At 63.3% G+C, this 18,296-nt stretch carries 18 protein-coding genes; 6 read left to right on the top strand and 12 right to left on the bottom strand.

The genetic code is table 11. The features are described 5' to 3' along the window. Positions 1–87 precede the first annotated feature (87 nt). Positions 88–321: a sulfurtransferase TusA family protein gene (locus AC0IPL_RS19600; protein WP_474276787.1), complete on the top strand. Its 234-nt coding sequence runs from the start codon at positions 88–90 to the stop codon at positions 319–321. A gap of 169 nt (positions 322–490) precedes the next feature. Here the strand turns inward: AC0IPL_RS19600 and AC0IPL_RS19595 are convergent, their stop codons facing one another. The 6 genes from AC0IPL_RS19595 to purC form a co-directional block, all read right to left on the bottom strand. Further along, entirely contained in the window at positions 491–3,523 is a 3,033-nt protein-coding gene (locus AC0IPL_RS19595; RefSeq protein ID WP_474276786.1) for an Rne/Rng family ribonuclease, read from the bottom strand. A gap of 559 nt (positions 3,524–4,082) precedes the next feature. Beyond that, the gene (locus tag AC0IPL_RS19590) at positions 4,083–5,420 is read right to left on the bottom strand and encodes a sigma-54-dependent transcriptional regulator (protein ID WP_474276785.1); all 1,338 of its coding nucleotides are present in this window, start codon (positions 5,418–5,420) and stop codon (positions 4,083–4,085) included. Positions 5,421–5,451: 31 nt separating this feature from the next. Continuing rightward, a complete protein-coding gene (locus AC0IPL_RS19585; protein ID WP_474276784.1) occupies positions 5,452–7,224 on the bottom strand; it encodes an ATP-binding protein in 1,773 nt (590 codons plus the stop codon). A gap of 36 nt (positions 7,225–7,260) precedes the next feature. Then, the gene (purQ, locus tag AC0IPL_RS19580; protein ID WP_474276783.1) at positions 7,261–7,929 is read right to left on the bottom strand and encodes a phosphoribosylformylglycinamidine synthase subunit PurQ; all 669 of its coding nucleotides are present in this window, start codon (positions 7,927–7,929) and stop codon (positions 7,261–7,263) included. Then, on the bottom strand, positions 7,929–8,159 hold the full coding sequence (gene purS / locus AC0IPL_RS19575) for a phosphoribosylformylglycinamidine synthase subunit PurS (RefSeq protein ID WP_474276846.1): 231 nt from the start codon (positions 8,157–8,159) through the stop codon (positions 7,929–7,931). The genes purQ and purS overlap by 1 nt, the downstream gene beginning before the upstream one ends. Before the next feature lie 104 nt (positions 8,160–8,263). Continuing rightward, the gene (gene purC, locus AC0IPL_RS19570) at positions 8,264–9,025 is read right to left on the bottom strand and encodes a phosphoribosylaminoimidazolesuccinocarboxamide synthase (protein WP_474276782.1); all 762 of its coding nucleotides are present in this window, start codon (positions 9,023–9,025) and stop codon (positions 8,264–8,266) included. A 249-nt stretch (positions 9,026–9,274) separates the two neighbouring features. On the opposite strand from purC, the gene AC0IPL_RS19565 reads away from it, so the two are divergent. Next, a complete protein-coding gene (locus AC0IPL_RS19565) occupies positions 9,275–9,592 on the top strand; it encodes a DUF1476 domain-containing protein (RefSeq protein ID WP_474276781.1) in 318 nt (105 codons plus the stop codon). 207 nt (positions 9,593–9,799) lie between these two features. Continuing rightward, positions 9,800–10,819, top strand: coding sequence for a betaine--homocysteine S-methyltransferase (gene bmt, locus AC0IPL_RS19560; RefSeq protein WP_474276780.1), 1,020 nt, complete (start codon positions 9,800–9,802; stop codon positions 10,817–10,819). A 246-nt stretch (positions 10,820–11,065) separates the two neighbouring features. Here bmt and AC0IPL_RS19555 read toward each other — a convergent pair whose 3' ends face one another. Together AC0IPL_RS19555 and AC0IPL_RS19550 are read right to left on the bottom strand one after the other, a co-directional pair. Further along, the gene (locus AC0IPL_RS19555) at positions 11,066–11,344 is read right to left on the bottom strand and encodes an acylphosphatase (RefSeq protein ID WP_474276779.1); all 279 of its coding nucleotides are present in this window, start codon (positions 11,342–11,344) and stop codon (positions 11,066–11,068) included. A 70-nt stretch (positions 11,345–11,414) separates the two neighbouring features. Further along, positions 11,415–12,494, bottom strand: a complete 1,080-nt coding sequence (locus AC0IPL_RS19550; protein WP_474276778.1) for a PA0069 family radical SAM protein — start codon at positions 12,492–12,494, stop codon at positions 11,415–11,417. Between the two features lie 221 nt (positions 12,495–12,715). Here AC0IPL_RS19550 and AC0IPL_RS19545 point away from each other — a divergent pair, with 221 nt between their 5' ends. After that, complete coding sequence (locus AC0IPL_RS19545) at positions 12,716–13,414, top strand: corrinoid protein (protein ID WP_474276777.1); 699 nt, start codon at positions 12,716–12,718, stop codon at positions 13,412–13,414. Between the two features lies 1 nt (position 13,415). After that, positions 13,416–14,126, top strand: coding sequence for a DUF1638 domain-containing protein (locus tag AC0IPL_RS19540; protein WP_474276776.1), 711 nt, complete (start codon positions 13,416–13,418; stop codon positions 14,124–14,126). Positions 14,127–14,231: 105 nt separating this feature from the next. Here AC0IPL_RS19540 and AC0IPL_RS19535 read toward each other — a convergent pair whose 3' ends face one another. Then, positions 14,232–14,642: a SufE family protein gene (locus tag AC0IPL_RS19535; RefSeq protein WP_474276775.1), complete on the bottom strand. Its 411-nt coding sequence runs from the start codon at positions 14,640–14,642 to the stop codon at positions 14,232–14,234. Positions 14,643–14,779: 137 nt separating this feature from the next. Between AC0IPL_RS19535 and AC0IPL_RS19530 the strand changes: the two genes are divergently transcribed. Next, on the top strand, positions 14,780–15,289 hold the full coding sequence (locus AC0IPL_RS19530) for a hypothetical protein (RefSeq protein ID WP_474276774.1): 510 nt from the start codon (positions 14,780–14,782) through the stop codon (positions 15,287–15,289). 114 nt (positions 15,290–15,403) lie between these two features. On the opposite strand, the gene rnd is transcribed toward AC0IPL_RS19530, so the two are convergent. The 3 genes from rnd to purM all read right to left on the bottom strand — a co-directional run bounded on the left by rnd (position 15,404) and on the right by purM (position 18,287). Beyond that, positions 15,404–16,561 carry a ribonuclease D gene (gene rnd, locus AC0IPL_RS19525; protein WP_474276773.1) on the bottom strand — a complete coding sequence of 386 codons (1,158 nt, stop codon included), beginning with the start codon at positions 16,559–16,561 and terminating at the stop codon, positions 15,404–15,406. A gap of 86 nt (positions 16,562–16,647) precedes the next feature. Then, complete coding sequence (purN, locus tag AC0IPL_RS19520) at positions 16,648–17,244, bottom strand: phosphoribosylglycinamide formyltransferase (RefSeq protein ID WP_474276772.1); 597 nt, start codon at positions 17,242–17,244, stop codon at positions 16,648–16,650. Next, the gene (purM, locus tag AC0IPL_RS19515; RefSeq protein ID WP_474276771.1) at positions 17,241–18,287 is read right to left on the bottom strand and encodes a phosphoribosylformylglycinamidine cyclo-ligase; all 1,047 of its coding nucleotides are present in this window, start codon (positions 18,285–18,287) and stop codon (positions 17,241–17,243) included. The genes purN and purM overlap by 4 nt, the downstream gene beginning before the upstream one ends. Positions 18,288–18,296: the final 9 nt, after the last annotated feature.

Here is an 18,296-nt window from a genome sequence, read left to right as displayed (position 1 = left end):
ACTCTTATGCGAGCCTTTCGCCAAGGTCACGCGACCGGTGGTCACATCCTTGTGGACAGCATGAAACATCCCCCTTATCCAAGGGCCATGAGCGAGATCAATGAGACCTTGGATGCGATCGGGCTGCTGTGCCCCCTGCCCGTTCTTAAGGCCCGCAAGCGACTGAAATCTCTGGAGGTCGGCGCGGTCCTGCATTTGTTGGCGGATGACCCGGCGGCGGTAATCGACGTGCCGCATTTCTGCTCGGAGGCCGGTCACGAATACCTGGGACAAAGCGATGGCGACGGCCATCAGATCTACCTGATCCGCAAGGGCGGCTAGGGTCGCCTTGGGCGTCTGCCCCTCATCGCGCCCACGGCCCTAGCCCCCCCTTCCCCGGACAATTTCCCACAGCATTCCGCGGCAGTCGTTCCACCGTCGGTGCTGCGCAGGCGGGCAAAACGAAAAAGGCAGGCCCGAGAGCCTGCCTTTCGTCAAGTCTTGTCAGCGATCAGCCGCCCATCGACCACCAGCCGCGGCGCTTGGGCTTGGACGCGCTTGCGGGCTCTGGCTCCGCATCCGCACCTGCCATTGCCGGTTCGGGCTGACGTTCCTCGGCAGCGGCAGGTTCTGCCTCCGTTGTCGGTTCATCCGGCAGAGTTCCGGTCTCAGGCTGTTCCGGCGCGCTGCTGTCCGCCGCTGGGACGGAGGTTTCGGCCTCAGCCCCCTGTGCCGTCTCAGTTTGCGGTGCGGCCTCGGCGTCCGCCGTCGGCTCCACCTCAGCTTCAGCGGTGGCCTCGGGTTCGGCCTCAGATGCCGCATCGGCATTGCCGTCAACAGATGCCTGCGCAACGGTGTCCGCAACCGGTGCCGGATCTGCATCCGCTTCGCGTGCCTTTTCCGGCGCCTGCACCGGCTCGTCAGCCGGCGTCTCGCTGATGTCCGCGGCAGCCGCAGCACCTTCGGGGGCGGCATCGGCGTCATTGGCGGCAACTGGCTCGACGTCCGCAGCCGCGGAGGGTTTTTCCGCAACCTCCGGCTCGGCCTGTTGTGGCTTCGCTTTGCGCGACCGGGTCCGGGTGCGGGTCGGCTTTTTCTTTTCCGTCAGCTCATCCGCAACATCCGCAGCAGCTTCGCCATCTGCCCCAGCGTCGGCGTCCGCATCAGCCTTTTGCGGCTGATCCTGATCGCCTGCGCCGTTCTCGCCGTTGTCCTCTGTCTGGGTCTGGTCCCCATTGCCGGACTTGCGCCGACGACGCCGACGCCGCTTGCGCTTGGGCTTTTCGTCCTGCGTGGTGTCTTCGGTGGCTTCCGCAGGCGCCTCTTCGACGGCGGCGGGGGCCTCCTCTTCCTCGACCTCGGTGACGCCCTCAGCATCCACCTGATCCATGATGGAGGTATCGACCGACACCACTGGCGCCGGGGCCGCAGGCACGCTGCGCGACGCGGTCTTGAACTTCTCCAGCACAAAGTCCGGGCTGACCAGGTGCGGATCACCCTCGACGCGCACGGACAGGCCATAGCGCGCCTCGATCTGGGCGATGTGCTCGCGCTTCTGGTTCATCAGGAAGTTGGCAATGGACACCGGGCAGCGCACCAGAACCTCGCGGGAGCGGCGGCGGGTGCCCTCTTCCTCGATCTGGCGCAGGATCGACAGCGCCATGGAATCGTCGGAGCGGATCAACCCGGTGCCGTGGCAATGCGGGCACGGCGCGGTGGTCGCCTCGATCATGCCAGGACGCAGACGCTGACGCGACATTTCCATCAGACCAAAGCCCGAGATCCGGCCCACCTGGATGCGGGCACGGTCGGTCTTGAGCTTATCCTTCATGCGTTTTTCGACGGCGGCGTTGTTCTTGCGCTCGTCCATGTCGATGAAGTCGATCACGATGAGGCCCGCAAGGTCGCGCAGACGCAGCTGGCGGGCGACCTCCTCGGCCGCCTCCAGGTTGGTCTTGAGGGCGGTTTCCTCGATCGAGCCTTCCTTGGTGGCACGACCAGAGTTCACGTCGATGGCCACCAACGCCTCAGTCACGCCAATCACGATGTAACCACCGGATTTCAGCTGCACGGTCGGGTTGAACATGCCGGCCAGGTAGCTTTCGACCTGATAGCGCGCAAACAGCGGCAGCGATTCCTGGTAGTGCTGCACGTTCTTGGCGTGGGACGGCATGATCATTTTCATGAAGTCCTTGGCGATGCGGTAGCCGCGCTCGCCCTCGACCAGCACCTCGTCGATCTCGCGGTTATAAAGATCACGGATCGAGCGTTTGATCAGGTCGCCTTCCTCATAGATCTTGGCGGGCGCGATGGATTTCAGCGTCAGCTCGCGGATCTGCTCCCACAGGCGTTGCAGGTATTCGTAGTCGCGCTTGATCTCCGCCTTGGTGCGCTTGGCGCCGGCGGTGCGCACGATCAGCCCCGCGCCGGTCGGCACGTCCAGTTCGGTGGCGATGTCCTTCAACTTCTTGCGGTCGGCAGCATTGGTGATCTTACGCGAGATGCCACCGCCACGCGCGGTGTTGGGCATCAGCACGCAGTAGCGCCCGGCCAGCGACAGATAGGTGGTCAGCGCCGCGCCCTTGTTGCCGCGCTCTTCCTTGACGACCTGCACCAGCAGGACCTGTCGGACCTTGATGACTTCCTGGATCTTGTAGCGGCGCGGACGCGGTTTGCGCGGCGGCCGGATGTCTTCGCTGTCGTCTTCTTCGGCCACGGATTCGATGCTGTCATCCTTGGTCGCTGCATCAGCGCGGCGGTCCGTGGTGTCGACGCCTGCGCCGTCTTCATCCTCGGCCACGGCGTCGGCGTCCTCTGAAGCCTTGCTGCGGGACCGTGAGCGCGTGCGCGACCGGCCTCGGGGCTTCGCTGCCTCGGCGGCACTGTCCGCAGCCGCGTCATCGGCGTCAGGTTCGCCCGCGTCCGCCTCGTCGGCCTCGGTCACGTCTTGCACGACATCGCCATCGGCGGTCGCTTCGTCGGTGTCAGCAGCAGGTGCCTCTGCGGCGGTGTCCTCAGGCACCTCGGCCAACTCCGCAACGGGGGCTTCGGCGGCTTCGGCGCTGTCGGTCAGGTCGATGGTTTCCATCCCGGCAATTTCGGCGCTGTTGTCGTCCGGAGTGTCCACATCCTTGGTTTCCACCGCGTCATCAGAGGTGGCCTTGGCCGCCTTGGCGGCCGGTTTGGAACGGCGGCTGCGCTTGGGCTTGGCCGGTTTGTCCTCTTCGTCCTCATCGCGGGCGCGCAGGGCCTCGGCATAGGCACGCTCTTCTTCCATCAACGCTTCGCGGTCGGCGACGGGGATCTGGTAGTAATCGGGGTGAATTTCCGAAAACGCCAGGAAGCCATGGCGGTTCCCGCCATAGTCCACAAAGGCCGCCTGCAGCGAAGGCTCGACGCGGGTTACCTTGGCGAGGTAGATGTTGCCAGCAAGCTGGCGCTTGTTTTCGGACTCAAAGTCGAATTCCTCAACCTTGTTTCCATCCACCACCACAACGCGGGTTTCTTCCGCGTGGGTGGCGTCGATCAGCATTTTCTTGGCCATTGGTCCTTGGTGCATCTGCCCTGTGCGCCCGCAAGCCCCTGCTTCCAGGCGGCCGCGCACGTTTCGGGTGATGTCTTGTCAGGGCGATCTCGGACGGCGCGGTGCAGCAGGTGGTCCCGGAAACAATGCCCGGCCTTCCTGCCTCAGTGCTCTTCGCTCTCGCGCGCGTCATCGCGGTTCTTCTCCGGCAGGTGGGTCGTGCCCGGCCCTGCCACATTATCCCACTGCCGGACGTACCCGGCTCGGGCGCTAAACTGTCCCCTGTTGCAGGGGACCAATCGGTCTGACAATGGCGATCGCGGATTATGCCGGAGGACTACCAAAGTCAGCGAAACTCATCAGAACGGGGCGACCCAATACGCGGTTCGCAGCCCGTTTGGTCAGCATAAGGCCTGTGGATAGGTAATGACAATGGTCATTCGACACCCTGGGCCTGAAAATGACAACAGCCCGCCCCTACCAGGCAGGCTGTTAATTTTACGTGTATTTTCGCGTCCCCGTCGAATTACGCGAGGCAACCTGAGCCGAAAAGCCGTCGCAACGTCAATCGCCCGACGGCTCAGGCCAAGTAGTCGGAACGTTGCAGGCCGTATTTGGCCATCTTCTCATTCAGAGTGCGGCGCGGCAGACATAGCTCGTCCATCACGCTGGCGATGGAGCCCTTGTGGCGGCGCATGGTGTTGTCGATCAGCATCCGCTCGAACGCCTCGACATATTCCTTCAGCGGTTTGCCTTCGGTGGTCATCACCGGCTGCATTTCCTCGTGATCGGACATCAGCAACGAGGCGATGGTGCCCGAGCCGCGCCGCGACTGCAGCACCGCGCGTTCGGCAATGTTGATCAGCTGGCGCACGTTGCCCGGCCACGGCGCTTGCAGGAGCTGCGCCGCCTCCTGGGCGCTGACCTGGGGCGCGTCACAGCCGTATTCATCAGAGAACTGCTCGGACAGGCGGGTGAACAGCGTCAGGATGTCCTCGCCGCGCTGGCGCAGCGGCGGCACCGTGATGCGCAACGCCGCCAGGCGATAGAACAGGTCCGGGCGCAGCGCGTCCTCGCAGGTCTTGCCAGCCTCTTGCAGGTTGGAAATCGCGATGATCCGTGTTTCCGCCGGCGTGCCCTGTTCGTTGATGACGCTCAGCAGCCGCGCCTGCAAGGTTTCCGAGAGCGCATCGATGTCCTCCAGAACCAGGGTGCCACCGCGGGCTTCCTCGATCGCGGGCAGCATGCTGTCTTCCGGCTGCATCGGGCCGAACAGGCGCTTGGCCAATGCCTCTTCTTCCAGCGCAGCACAGGAGATCAGCACGAATTTCTTGCCTGCGCGGCTGCCAACCGCGTGCAGCGCATGAGCCACCAGTGTCTTGCCCGTGCCGGTTTCCCCGTCGATCAGCACATGGCCGTCGGCCTGCCCCAGGTCCAGAATGTCCTCGCGCAGGCGCTCCATCACCGGGCTCTGACCAATCAGCTTTTTCATGATCTGGCCGCCATCCGACAGTTCGCGCCGCAGCGCCCGGTTGTCCAGCGTCAAACGGCGCGCACCTGTCGCCCGCTTGGCCAGCTCTGACATGCGGTCCGGGTTGAATGGTTTTTCGAGAAAATCGAACGCCCCCACCCGCATCGCCTCAACCGCCATCGGCACATCGCCATGGCCGGTGATCATGATGACAGGCAGCGCGGAATCACTGCCCATCAGCTTCTTCAGGAACTGCATGCCATCCATGCCCGGCATCTTGATGTCCGAAATCACGATCCCCGGATAATCCGGCCCCAGAACCTTCAGCGCGTCCTCCGCGCTGGAGAAGGTCTCGGTGTCGTAGCCCGACAACGCCAGCCACTGGCTGATCGACTGCCGCATATCCTGTTCATCATCGACGATCGCGATTTTCATAGCCTGTGCCATGCGCGTCCTCTCCCAATCTTTTCCGGCGCGGTCATTCCGCCGCCTCTATGCCGTCCACCAGGACCGGCAATTGCATCTCAAAGACCGCGCCGCCGTTCTGGCCGTTGCGGGCGGTCAACCGTCCCCCGAGGTCGTTGACGATCCCAGAGGAGATGGCAAGCCCCAAACCCACCCCGTCGCCGGGCTGCTTGGTGGTGTAAAAAGGCTCGAACAGGTTGTCGAAGTCCTTGATACCCATCCCGTTGTCACGCACCGACAGGGTCGCCGTTTCGCCGGCGGCCAGCAGGATTTCCACCTCCGGGTCGTCCACAGACTTGGTGGCGTCCAACGCATTGCGCAAGAGGTTGACCATCACCTGCTCCAACCGCATCCGGTCTCCCATCACCATAACAGGTTCCTCAGGCAGAATCCGGGTGATTTTCACATGTCGCTGGCGCAGCTGTGGCTCCATCATCGACAGGCTGGAGGCCAGCGCATCGCCAAGATTCACAGGGCTAAACGCATCGCCCCCCTTGCGGGCGTAGGATTTCAGCTGGCGGGTAATCGCCCCCATGCGCTCGATCAGATCATCGATGCGCCCAAAGGAGGCCAGCGCCTCATCGGGGCGGTTGCGATTGAGCAGCAGCCGCGCCCCCGCCAGATAGGTTTTCATCGCCGCCAGCGGCTGGTTCAGCTCGTGGCTGACGGCGGCGGACATCTCGCCCAGAGCCGCCAGTTTGGAGCTTTGCGCAAGGCTCTGCTCCGCCACCGCGAGGGTCTTTTGCATGCGCTCGCGTTCGGCAATTTCCCGCTGGAGGCGGGAGTTCAATACGCGAAGCTCTGCCGACTCGCGCTGGAACAGCGCCATCCGAAGCGCCGTCTTGCGACTGAGCGCGTAAAACGCCAGCGCCAACAGAATGGCGAATCCCATGATTTCCAGCGCCAGAACCGCACTCACTCGCTCACGCACCGAGGAATAGGTGGTAAAAGACGCCATCCGCCATCCCTGGAACGGCACCCGCGTTTCCAGCCTCATCACGGCCTCGCCTTGCAGATAGGCATCCGGCGGCAGCGCCGTCCAATCTGTGGTGGCCCGGATCGCACGCTGGATCGCGCCCTCCGGCGTCTGGAGGGTCAGCGCCTCGGCCTCCTTCAGGCCGCGCCAGCGCGCTTCGGTGGCAAGAATGATCGCGCCAGTGCTGTCCGTGACCAGCACCGCGTCGGAGATCCCCGCCCAGGCGCGTTCGAACTTTTGCAGATCCACTTCCACCACGATGGCGCCCAGCACTCCGGTGGCATCGATGATCCGCCGCGAATAGGTGAAGCGATAGCCGCCCACCTCACGGGGGATCACCGAGAACACCGTCGACTTGGCCCGCACCGCATCGACAAAATAGGCCGCATTGCGGTGATTTTCGCCCAGCCGATTACGGTCCGTGGCCGCCACAGTGCGCCCGTCCTGCGCCAACAGCATGATAGACGCCGCGCCGATCTCATCGACAAACGAGATCAGCCGCTGCGTCGACAACGAGAAGTCATTGGATTGCAGCGCCGAAATCAGCGTCTGATCACGCGCCAGCAGCTGCGGTACGATGGCATGCTGGCGTAGCTCGCTCAGCAAATTGCCGGAGTACAGCGCCAGCCGCAGCTCAGCGCGGTTGCGCGTGCTTTCGGTGAACCGATGCGTCAGGGCGCGATTGGTGGTCCAGACGGTAACTGCCGCCGCCGCCATGAACAAAAGCAAAGCCAGCCGTGCGCGCCACGAGATCGTGTGCGAACGGGCCTTGGAACTGGTTTTCTTCAGATCTTTGCGCGGGGCGGACATAACACATACCTATTGCGACCGCCCCGGCTTCTCAAGTCACGCAGCGGTGACCATGCCAGCCAATGCGCGGAACATTGCTGTCCCGTCAGTGCCGCCATGACCTTCGTCCGCGGCGCGCTCAGGGTGCGGCATCATGCCCAGGACACGTCGGTTTTCCGACAGGATGCCGGCAATGTCCGCAACCGAGCCATTGGGATTGTCGTCATAGGTAAAGGCAACCCGATCCTGGTCCTGCAACGCTTTGACGGTGGCCTCATCGGCAAAATAATTGCCGTCGTGATGCGCAATCGGAACCCCAATGACATCCCCGGCGCTGTAGCCTTCGGTAAAGACGCTGTCAGCGGCTGTCACTTTCAGGTCTACCGTGCGGCAGATGTACTTCAGTCCGGCATTGCGCAGCAGCGCCCCCGGCAGCACGCCGGTTTCAGTCAAAATCTGGAACCCATTGCAGATACCAAGCGCATAGCCGCCGCGCTCTGCGTGATTGACCACAGCCTTGCAGATCGGCGACTGCGCGGCGATGGCACCACAGCGCAGGTAATCGCCATAGGAAAATCCCCCCGGCACACCGACGATGTCAACGCCCTCGGGCAACGCGCTGTCCTTGTGCCAGACCATCGACACATCGAAGCCGGCCTGCTCAAACGCCACCGCCAGATCGCGGTCACAGTTGGAGCCGGGAAAGACTACTACCGCCGCCTTCATCACTGCATCTCGATGCTGTAGGATTCGATTACCGTGTTGGCCAGCAGCTTTTCGCACATCGCGGTCACGTCTGCCTCGGTAGCGTCATCAGCCAGGTCCAGGTCGATCACCTTGCCCTGACGCACGCCTTCGACCTTGTCAAAGCCCAAGGCCCCCAGCGCATGGCGCACCGCCTCGCCCTGCGGATCCAGAACCCCGTTCTTCAGCATCACATGCACCCGTGCCTTCATCGCATTATCCCTCAGGTTTTCGATGGCGAAGCCCGATGCGGGCTTCATCTTTCCAATAATACTCAAAATGCCCGCTTGCGGTCAGGCGCAGCGGGCATGTCTGTTCAGTTCACCAGCGTCGGCTTGCCCGGCGCCGGCGGGTTGTTGGGCATCACACCCAGCCGCCGCGCAACCTCGGAGTAGGCATCCGTCAGGCTGCCCAGGTCGCGGCGGAACACGTCCTTGTCCAGCTTCTGGCCGGTGTTGATGTCCCACAGGCGGCAGCTGTCGGGGCTGATTTCGTCGGCCACAACCAGGCGCTGGAAGTCGCCGTCATAAACGCGACCGATCTCGATCTTGAAGTCGACCAGGCGGATGCCCACGGCGAGGAACACGCCGGACAGGAAATCATTCACGCGCAGCGCCAGGCTGAGGATGTCATCCATGTCCTGTTGGCTCGCCCAACCAAATGCGGCGATATGCTCTTCGGTGACCAGCGGGTCACCCAGGGCGTCGTCCTTATAACAGTATTCCACGATCGGGCGCGGCAACTGGGTGCCCTCGTCAATGCCGAGACGCTTGGACATGCTGCCCGCGGCATAGTTGCGCACGATCACTTCCAGCGGAATGATCTCGCAGCTGCGCACCAGCTGCTCACGCATGTTCAGACGCTTCAGGAAATGGGTCGGCACGCCGATTTGGCCGAGGCCCAACATAAAAAACTCGCTCAGGATGTTGTTCAGCACACCCTTGCCTTCGATCACGTCGTGCTTTTCGGCGTTGAAGGCCGTGGCATCATCCTTGAAGTACTGCACGATGGTTCCCGGCTCCGGACCTTCATACAGTGTCTTGGCCTTGCCTTCGTAGATTTTCTTGCGACGCGCCATTGCAAACCTTTCGGGGTCAATGCCGGGAATCCGGCCCTGATATATGCCGCCCTCATAAGCCAAGGGCGCTTCAGCCGCAAGCGCGCAGCGCCCCCACCGCGCCGCCTTGGGCCCTCCGACAGACAAACGGAGCGCACACCCATCCTGTCGCGGCACCCCGTGAATGACGTGCCTCCATATTCTTCTTGCCCTGCGCCGAAATCAGGCTCCAATCTGTTACAGGAGTACCCTGGTAAATGAGGATCGGCCATGACGCTATTTGACGAACGCGAACAGGCTTTTGAGGCCAAATTTGTACATGACGCGGATATCCAGTTTCGGGTTCGTGCGCGGCGCGACAAACTGCTCGGCCTCTGGGCCGCGGATCTCTTGGGAAAAACCGGCAGCGAAGCCGGTGCATATGCGCAATCGGTGGTATCGGCGGATCTGGAACAAGCAGGCCACGAAGACGTTGTGCGCAAGCTGTCCGCCGACCTCGGCAGCCGCGTGAGCGAAGATCAGATCCGCGCGAAGCTGCTGGCGTTGCAGCTGAAGGCGCAGCAGGAAATGATGCAAGAAGGTGAGTGAAGAACCGCGATGATACGCCGGTGCAGACCAGCACCGGCCGTGCGCGTGCCTGATCGGGCTGATGCGACGGACCACAGGTCTGGCGGTCCATTCATAATGAAGATGAAGAAAATGGAATTGCCCTTGCCGACTGGCCGTGACAGACGGGCGGGATACCCAATCGCCGCCCGGCCCGCCGTGGCGGTTTGCTGACACGGGACTAGGCCAATGACCAATACTTTCACCAAGCTTCTGGACACTCGCGACGTGCTGCTGGCGGATGGCGCAACCGGCACCAACCTGTTTGCCATGGGTCTGCAGTCGGGGGACGCACCCGAGCTGTGGAACGTGGAGGAACCCAAGAAGATCACGGCGCTTTACCAAGGCTCCGTCGATGCTGGCAGCGATCTGTTCCTGACCAACAGCTTCGGCGGCACCGCCGCCCGGCTGAAATTGCATGACGCGCAGAACCGCGTTCGCGAGCTGAACCGCGCCGCCGCCGAACTGGGCCGCGAGGTCGCCGACAAGGCAGGTCGCCAGATCGCCGTGGCCGGCTCCGTTGGACCCACCGGCGAGATCTTCGAGCCGGTCGGCGACATGTCCCACGCCGTGGCGGTGGAGATGTTCCACGAGCAGGCCGATGCGCTGAAGGAAGGCGGCGTCGATGTGCTTTGGCTGGAAACCATTTCCGCCCCCGAGGAATTCCGCGCCGCCGCCGAAGCTTTCAAGCTGGCGGATATGCCGTGGTGTGGCACCATGAGCTTTGACACTGCCGGGCGCACCATGATGGGCGTCACCTCCGCCGATCTGGCCAAGCTGGTCGAGGAATTCGACAACGCGCCGATCGCATTTGGCGCCAACTGCGGCACCGGTGCGTCAGATATCCTGCGCACGGTGCTGGGCTTTGCCGCCCAGGGCACCGAACGCGCCATTATCTCCAAGGGCAACGCCGGCATTCCCAAATATGTCGACGGCCACATCCACTACGACGGCACACCCGAGCTGATGGGCGAATACGCCGTGATGGCCCGGGATTCCGGCGCCAAGATCATCGGTGGCTGCTGCGGCACGATGCCCGAGCACCTGCGCGCCATGCGCGCGGCACTCGACAGCCGCCCCCGTGGCGAACGCCCGGCGCTGGAAAAGATCGTCGAAGTGCTGGGCCCCTTCACCTCCGAAGGCGATGGCACCGGCGACGATGACAAATCTGGCAGCGAGCGCCGCTCGCGTCGCCGCCGCCGCGCCTGAACCGGTCGGCTGCGCGGAGGCCAGCCGGTTTGGCGCGCCGCCGCATCGCCTAAACACCTGCGCCCAGAGACCTTGGCCGAAACGCAGGTGAAACACGTCTGAACCGGCACCGCACATGTCCCGCGGTGCCGGTTTTTCTTTTTCCGGTCCGCATCCACGCTGGCCAAGCCCGGTTCCGGCACTCTGCTTGGCTGCGCGATCAGCCACCCGTGGGTTGCAGCCCCTTGTCAGGGCGCTTTCTGCGCGCTAGCGCCGAATTTCAAAGCCCCGCACCTCCGGGTCCGGCGCGGCTTTTTCCGTCAGCACGTCCTTGACCGAAGCCGCACCCGGTCCGCGCCCCATGCGGCGGACCATATCGGCAACGCTGGCGGCCGGTCCGATCAGCAGGGCCCGCACAGAGCCATCCGGCTCATTGCGCACCCAGCCGGTCAGCCCGTGGCGCAGCGCCTCGGCCCGGGCCCAGGCACGAAACGCCACGCCCTGCACGCGTCCGGTCACCCGTGCTTTCACTGCTACGGCAGTCATTGCACACCTTCCTTTCCGTGGTTGGTGCTGCAGGATACCACGAAAGCATCGCGCGTCTGTCCTCAAAGCGTCAGAACAGCGCCAGCTGGTCGCCCGGCTGCGGCGGCCGGGCAAACAGATCGCACCGCAGCGGTGCCGTCCGCTCGGCGAGGCCCAGGCGCTTGCAGGCTGCCTTGAATCGCTGCGCGATCATCTCGGCATAGCGCCCCTCGCCGCGCATTCGATGGCCCCAACGCGGATCGTAATCCCGCCCGCCATGCATCTCGCGCAGCCGGGCCATCACCTTGGCGGCCCGGTTCGGAAAATGCTCCGCCAGCCAGTCCTGCCACAGCTCTGATACCTCGCGCGGCAGCCGCAGCATGATCCAGCTGGCCGCATCCGCGCCAGCCTCCGCTCCCGCTGCCAGCAGTGCTTCCAGTTCATGGTCGGTCAGCCCCGGCACCACCGGAGAGGTCATGATCCGCACCGGTATGCCCGCCTGCGACAGCCGCCGCACCACCGCCAAACGCCGCGCGGGCAGCGGTGCGCGCGGCTCCATCCGGCGGGACAGATCCGCATCCAGCGTCGTCACCGACACCCCAACACGCACCAACCCGCGCGCTGCCATCGGCGCCAGGATGTCAATATCACGCTCCACCAGCGCGCCTTTGGTCACGATGGCCACCGGATGGTTGAAATCGCGCAGCACCTCCAGGCAAGCGCGCATGAGGCCTTGATCACGCTCGCAGGGCTGATAGGGGTCCGTGTTGGTGCCGACCGCCAGCGTCGCAACCTTGTAGCGCGGCGCCGACAGCTCGCGGCGCAGCACCTCTGCGGCATTGGTGCGCGCCACCAGCCGGGTTTCGAAATTCAGTCCCGGCGACAGCCCCAAATAGGCGTGGCTGGGCCGGGCAAAGCAATAGATGCAGCCATGTTCGCAGCCGCGATAAGGGTTGATGGAGCGGTCAAACGGCAGGTCAGGCGAACGGTTGTAGGAGATCAGACTGCGCGCGGTTTCAAACCGCAGCTCGGTGGGAATCAACTCCGGCTCCTGCGCCTGCGCCCAGCCATCGTCCACGGCTTCCCGCCCCATGTCGAACCGCCCCGCCGCATTGCTGAGGCTGGCGCGCGCTTTACGGCGCATCGGGGCGGCAGGGTCCATGGTCGTCATGGCGCCAATATGCGCGAAGGCTGAGAACAAATAAAGAACAAATGAGCGAAAACGAAGATTTCCATGCAAAATCCGAATTATGAAATCCGCGGTTTTCCCCCTATACGTCGGTTCGGACTTCAGCAATGTCGCAAATAATGCAGTCGTATAGCGGCATTCTGTCACAAAAGTTCCAAAACTAGGCCAACACGGGGAACCACCCGTCAGCAAGGATTAGGCGCATGTCAGACGAAGAAGACATCATCCTCTCGGAACTCGATGACGAGGAGCTTGTTCAGCAGATGTTTGACGACCTCTATGATGGTCTCAAGGAGGAAATCGAAGAAGGCGTCAACATCCTGCTGGAACGCGGCTGGGTTCCCTATGACATTCTGACCAAGGCGCTGGTCGGCGGCATGACAATCGTCGGCGCCGATTTCCGCGATGGCATCCTGTTTGTGCCCGAGGTGCTGCTGGCGGCCAACGCGATGAAGGGCGGCATGTCGATCCTGAAGCCACTGCTGGCCGAAACCGGCGCGCCGCGCATGGGCTCTATGGTGATCGGCACCGTCAAGGGCGACATCCACGACATCGGCAAGAACCTAGTGTCGATGATGATGGAGGGCGCAGGCTTTGAGGTGGTTGATCTCGGCATCAACAACCCGGTCGAAAACTACCTGGAAGCCATGGCCGAGCACAAACCCGACATCCTGGGCATGTCGGCGCTGCTGACCACCACCATGCCCTACATGAAGGTGGTGATCGATACGATGGTCGAGCAGGGTCTGCGCGACGATTACATCGTGCTGGTTGGTGGTGCGCCGCTGAACGAAGAGTTCGGCAAGGCAATCGGTGCAGATGCCTATTGTCGCGATGCTGCGGTGGCGGTGGAAACCGCCAAAGAATTTGTCGCCCGCAAGCACAACGCGATGAGCGCCTGACGTGAAACGCAAAGGACGCGCAGCCCGCTTGACCGAGCGGGCTGCCTTCCGCCCCCCGACCGGGCGCACGCTTGAGGAAAGCTCCCTCACCGAACAGGGCCTGGCCGCCCCCGAGAAAAAGACCGGCCGCATCCTGCTGATCGCCTGCGGCGCGCTCGCGCGCGAAATCCTTGATATCAAGGAGAAGAACGGGCTGGATCACATCGACCTTACCTGCCTGCCCGCCAAGCTGCACCTCTATCCAGAGCAGATCACCGACGCCGTTGACGGCGCCGTGGCCAAGCATTCGGCGGTCTATGACCAGATCTATGTGGTCTATGCCGACTGCGGCACCGGCGGCGCGCTGGAACGCAAATGCGCGGACCTGGGCGTCGAGATGGTGGCAGGCCCGCACTGCTATTCCTTTTTTGAGGGCAATGACGCCTTTGCCAATCGCAGCGAGGGGGGTGAAATCACCGCCTTCTACCTAACCGATTTCCTCGTCAAACAGTTCGACGCCTTTGTCTGGCGCCCTATGGGGCTCGACAAACACCCGGAGCTGCGCGACATGGTGTTCGGCAACTACACCAAACTGATATACCAGTCCCAGGTCAATGACCCCAGGCTGGTCGAAAAAGCCCGCGACTGTGCGGTCCGTATGGGGCTAGCTTTTGAACACCGCCACACCGGCTACGGGGATCTCGAAACCGCTATAGCCAACTGGGCCCGCTGACCCATTCGTCTTTCTGAAAATACTCCGGGGAGCACGAGGGGCTCGCCCCTCGCCGTTGCGGCCTTCGCCACTGCCGCCCTCGGCGCCGCCATCGCGGTGCGCCGATCAGGCCTTCGCCATGGCGGTTTCGCGAATACGCTCGATCATCGCGCGCAGCCCGTTCGAACGCTGCGAGGACAGATGCTCATTCAGCCCCAGCCGCCCCAGCTCTGCTCTGGCATCCACGTTTGGCACCTCGGACAGCGGCAACCCGTTGTAAAGACAGCGCAGCACCGCAATCAGACCGCGCACGATCATCGCATCGCTGTCGCCGTCGAACCGGAACTGTTCGTCCTCGATGATGGCATGCAGCCACACCTGGCTGGCACAGCCATCGACCTTGGTGGCGGGCACCTTTAGCGCGTCATCCAGCGGCTCCATCGCCTTGCCCAAATCGATCACATGGCGGTAGCGGTCTTCCCAGTCCTCTATGAACTCGAAGTCTTCCACGATCTCTTCAAAGGCGGCTGCGGCCATCGTCGGTCCATCCTCAGTTTCGGTAATTTTCGGGGCTGATCAGCACCTAAGCCCCTGCCCACAGCTTTTCAACCGCTTTTCAAGCCGCACCCAATCGGGTACTCCCTAACAAAGACATTTTGAGTAGGGCGGGACAGATGCAAAAACCATTGGCTTTGACCCTGGCCGGTGCGCTGGTGCTGGCGGGCTGTGGCTGGAAGGAGTCGCGGATCAATCCGGTCAATTGGTTCGGCAACTCCGAACCGGCGCCAGCAGCGGTGGCCGCAGGCGCCAACCCGCTGATCCCCGAGGACAGCCGCAGACGTGGTGTCTTTGCCCGGCCCGAAGCGGAGGATCTCAGCGTTTTGGCAGCCCAGATCAGCGACCTGCGGATCGAGCGCACCACAACAGGTGCCATCATTCACGCCACGGCGCTGAGCAGCCGCCAGGGCGCCTATGATGTGTCGTTGCGCCCCGCGAGTGAGGTGACAGACGGTGTGCTGACGCTCGACTTCCGTGTCACCTATCCGCAGGAGCCGACCCGCGTCGGCCCGGAGACAACGCGCACGGTTCATGCGGCCAGAAGCCTCTCCTCACAGGAGCTGGCTGCGATCCGGGTGGTTCGGGTCAACGGTGCACAAAACGCCCGCGAAAGCCGCCGTCGCTGACTCTTCGTTCTGTCCTGCACGCATAACATAGGGCCGCTCTCCCAGGAGACGCGGCCCTCTAGTCATGTGTACGCGCGCACCGGACGCCACCATGGCTCTCGCTGCGCAAGCGCATTAAAGCTCCACCACCTGCACAGCCTGCCCCTTGGCCGCCAGGGCAATCCGGCCCTCGCACAGCCGCAGCGCATCCTCGCCGAACACCTCGCGCCGCCAGCCGCTGAGAGCGCGGACATCGCGCAGGCCCGCCGCAATCGCGTCCAGATCCGAACTGGGCGCAATCAGCTTGGCCGCCACGCCCTCCGCTTCGGTCTTGGCCTTCAGCAGAACGCGCAGCAGATCCGCCAGTGCCGGGTTCACCTGCATCTTTTCCTTGCTGCGGTCCGGCTTCGGGTGATCTTCCGGCGGGCAGTCCACGCCCTTGGCCACAGCCGCCAGGATCCCTTCGGCAATGGCCCCTTTGCGGGCCTCACGCAGCAACAGGCGCGAGCCGCTCAGATCGCTGGGTGTGCGCGGCTTGGTCGAGGCCAGCTCGACCAGAGCGTCATCCTTGAACACCCGGTTGCGCGGCACGTTGTTGCTCTGCGCGTAGGTCTCACGAAAGGCCGCCAGCTCGCGCACAACCGCCAAGAACTTGCCCGACGAGGTCCGGGTTTTGACCCGTTTCCAGGCCTCACGCGGTTGGATGTCATAGGTGGCCGGATCGGTCAGCACCTGCAACTCCTCGGCCACCCAATGAGAGCGGCCGCTTTTTTCCAGCTCTGCTGCCAGAAACTCATAAATCTTGCGCAGATGGGTCACATCGGCCAGTGCATAGGTCTTCTGCGCTTCGCTCAGCGGGCGACGCGACCAGTCAGTAAAACGCGAGGTCTTGTCCAACCCCTGCTTGACGATCTTGCGCACCAGGGTCTCATAGCCCGCCTGCTCACCAAACCCGCAGACCATCGCCGCAACCTGAGTGTCAAACAGCGGTTTGGGGAACACCTCGGCGTCAACCCAGAAGATCTCCAGATCCTGCCGCGCGGCATGGAATACCTTGACCACATTTTCATTGCGGAACAGATCATACAGCGGCCCAAGAGAGATTCCCTCGGCCAAGGGGTCCACCAGCACCGCATCGTTTTCGCCATCGCCGGCATAGGCCAGCTGGATCAGGCACAACTTGGAGTAATAGGTGCGTTCACGCAGAAACTCGGTATCCACGGTAACATAGGAATGCTGGGCGGCGGCCTCGCAGAATGCCTGCAAGTCTTCGGTGGTGGTCAGGGTTTTCATCAATAACGGCTTTTCAATCTCATCTGGGTCGGCTTGTGATACGCGCTTGGCCGCGGCAATGCAATCAACCGGGCCAAACGACGCGCTCAGCCCAGAAAAACCGGTGTCCTGTCGCCCGCCGCGTAGCGCTGCAGAACCGCCGGGTACAGCAAATGTTCCTGCACCAGAACCCGACCCGCCAGATCCTCCGGGGTATCACCCGGATGCACCGGCACCCGCGCCTGACCAAGGATCGGGCCATCGTCCAGACGCGGTGTGACCTCATGCACGGTGCAGCCATGTTCGGCGTCACCGGCCTCCAGCGCGCGGGCATGGGTGTGCAAGCCCTTGTATTTGGGCAGCAGTGACGGGTGGATGTTCAGCATCCGCCCCTCGAACTGCGCCACGAAACCAGCGGTCAGAACCCGCATGAAACCTGCAAGGCAGACGATGTCGGCGCCCGCCGCCAGGATCGGCTTGACCAGCTCAGCCTCGAAAGCTTCCCGGTCGCCCTGGTAGGGCCGGTGATCGACCACCGCGGTCTCGACGCCTGCCGCGGCGGCCTTGGCCAACCCGCCCGCATCGGCATTGTTGGCCAATACCAGACAGGGGCGCGCGGCATGGTCCCCGGTCATGCTGTCCAGCAGCGACACCATGTTGGAGCCGCCGCCGGAAATCAGGATGGCAACCCGCTTGTGGCTCACAGCAGCTTGCCCGCGTAGCGCATGCCCGCGCCCTTGGTCACGGTGCCAAGACGCGCAACGCTTTCGCCCTCGTCTTCCAGCACCTTGACCAGTTCATCGGCGCGCTCGGCCGAGACCGACAGGATCATGCCGATGCCGCAGTTGAAGGTCTTCAGCATCTCCGCCTCGGCAATATCGCCGGTTTCGGCCATCCATTTGAACACGGGCGGCAATTCCCAGGCGTTCAGGTCGATGTCGGCGCCCAGATCCTCGGGCAGCACGCGCGGCAGGTTTTCGGTCAGCCCGCCGCCGGTGATATGCGCCAGCGCATGCACGCCGCCGGTCCGCACCGCCGCCAGGCACTGCTTGACATACAGGCGTGTCGGCGTCAGCAGCGCCTCGCCCAGGGTGCCTGTCCCGAACGGACAGTCGGCATCCCAGCTCAGGCCCGAGACCTCCACCAGCTTGCGCACCAGCGAATAGCCGTTGGAATGCACCCCGTCCGAGGCCAGCCCGAGCAAGACATCGCCCTCCTGCACATTGGACGGCAGCGCAGTGCCGCGCTCCATCGCACCGACGGCAAAACCCGCAAGGTCGAAATCTCCCTCGGGGTACATACCCGGCATCTCAGCCGTCTCGCCGCCAATCAGCGCGCAGCCAGAGCGTACGCAGCCCTCGGCGATGCCTTCGATGATGCGGGCGGCGGTTTCGGTTTCCAGCTTGCCGGTGGCAAAATAGTCCAAGAAGAACAGCGGCTCCGCGCCCTGACAGACCAGATCATTGACGCACATGGCGACCAGATCGATGCCGACGCCGTCGACCACGCCCGTGTCGATCGCGATGCGCAGCTTGGTGCCGACACCATCGGTGGCGCCAACCAGGATCGGGTCGCTGTAGCCTGCATCCTTCAGATCAAACAGCGCGCCGAAACCGCCCAGCCCGCTCATCACGCCAGAGCGGTTGGTGCGTTTCGCGGCCGGTTTGATCCGGTCCACCAGGGCGTTGCCCGCATCAATGTCCACACCTGCGTCTGCATAGGTCAGACCGTTCTTGCCGCTGGTCATCATCTGGCT

This window comes from Leisingera sp. SA32 (assembly GCF_056033425.1).
The sequence above is the reverse complement of the archived record's forward strand: the minus strand, read 5'-3'. Positions and strand labels throughout refer to the sequence as shown.

Excerpts from the sequence above, each read along its gene's own strand:
- AC0IPL_RS19600 (WP_474276787.1), top strand. The coding sequence starts at position 88 with ATGAGCGAGATCAATGAGACCTTGGATGCGATCGGGCTGCTGTGCCCC.
- AC0IPL_RS19595 (WP_474276786.1), bottom strand. The coding sequence starts at position 3,523 with ATGGCCAAGAAAATGCTGATCGACGCCACCCACGCGGAAGAAACCCGC.
- AC0IPL_RS19590 (WP_474276785.1), bottom strand. The coding sequence starts at position 5,420 with ATGGCACAGGCTATGAAAATCGCGATCGTCGATGATGAACAGGATATG.
- AC0IPL_RS19585 (WP_474276784.1), bottom strand. The coding sequence starts at position 7,224 with ATGTCCGCCCCGCGCAAAGATCTGAAGAAAACCAGTTCCAAGGCCCGT.
- purQ (WP_474276783.1), bottom strand. The coding sequence starts at position 7,929 with ATGAAGGCGGCGGTAGTAGTCTTTCCCGGCTCCAACTGTGACCGCGAT.
- purS (WP_474276846.1), bottom strand. The coding sequence starts at position 8,159 with ATGAAGGCACGGGTGCATGTGATGCTGAAGAACGGGGTTCTGGATCCG.
- purC (WP_474276782.1), bottom strand. The coding sequence starts at position 9,025 with ATGGCGCGTCGCAAGAAAATCTACGAAGGCAAGGCCAAGACACTGTAT.
- AC0IPL_RS19565 (WP_474276781.1), top strand. The coding sequence starts at position 9,275 with ATGACGCTATTTGACGAACGCGAACAGGCTTTTGAGGCCAAATTTGTA.
- bmt (WP_474276780.1), top strand. The coding sequence starts at position 9,800 with ATGACCAATACTTTCACCAAGCTTCTGGACACTCGCGACGTGCTGCTG.
- AC0IPL_RS19555 (WP_474276779.1), bottom strand. The coding sequence starts at position 11,344 with ATGACTGCCGTAGCAGTGAAAGCACGGGTGACCGGACGCGTGCAGGGC.
- AC0IPL_RS19550 (WP_474276778.1), bottom strand. The coding sequence starts at position 12,494 with ATGACGACCATGGACCCTGCCGCCCCGATGCGCCGTAAAGCGCGCGCC.
- AC0IPL_RS19545 (WP_474276777.1), top strand. The coding sequence starts at position 12,716 with ATGTCAGACGAAGAAGACATCATCCTCTCGGAACTCGATGACGAGGAG.
- AC0IPL_RS19535 (WP_474276775.1), bottom strand. The coding sequence starts at position 14,642 with ATGGCCGCAGCCGCCTTTGAAGAGATCGTGGAAGACTTCGAGTTCATA.
- AC0IPL_RS19530 (WP_474276774.1), top strand. The coding sequence starts at position 14,780 with ATGCAAAAACCATTGGCTTTGACCCTGGCCGGTGCGCTGGTGCTGGCG.
- rnd (WP_474276773.1), bottom strand. The coding sequence starts at position 16,561 with ATGAAAACCCTGACCACCACCGAAGACTTGCAGGCATTCTGCGAGGCC.
- purM (WP_474276771.1), bottom strand. The coding sequence starts at position 18,287 with ATGACCAGCGGCAAGAACGGTCTGACCTATGCAGACGCAGGTGTGGAC.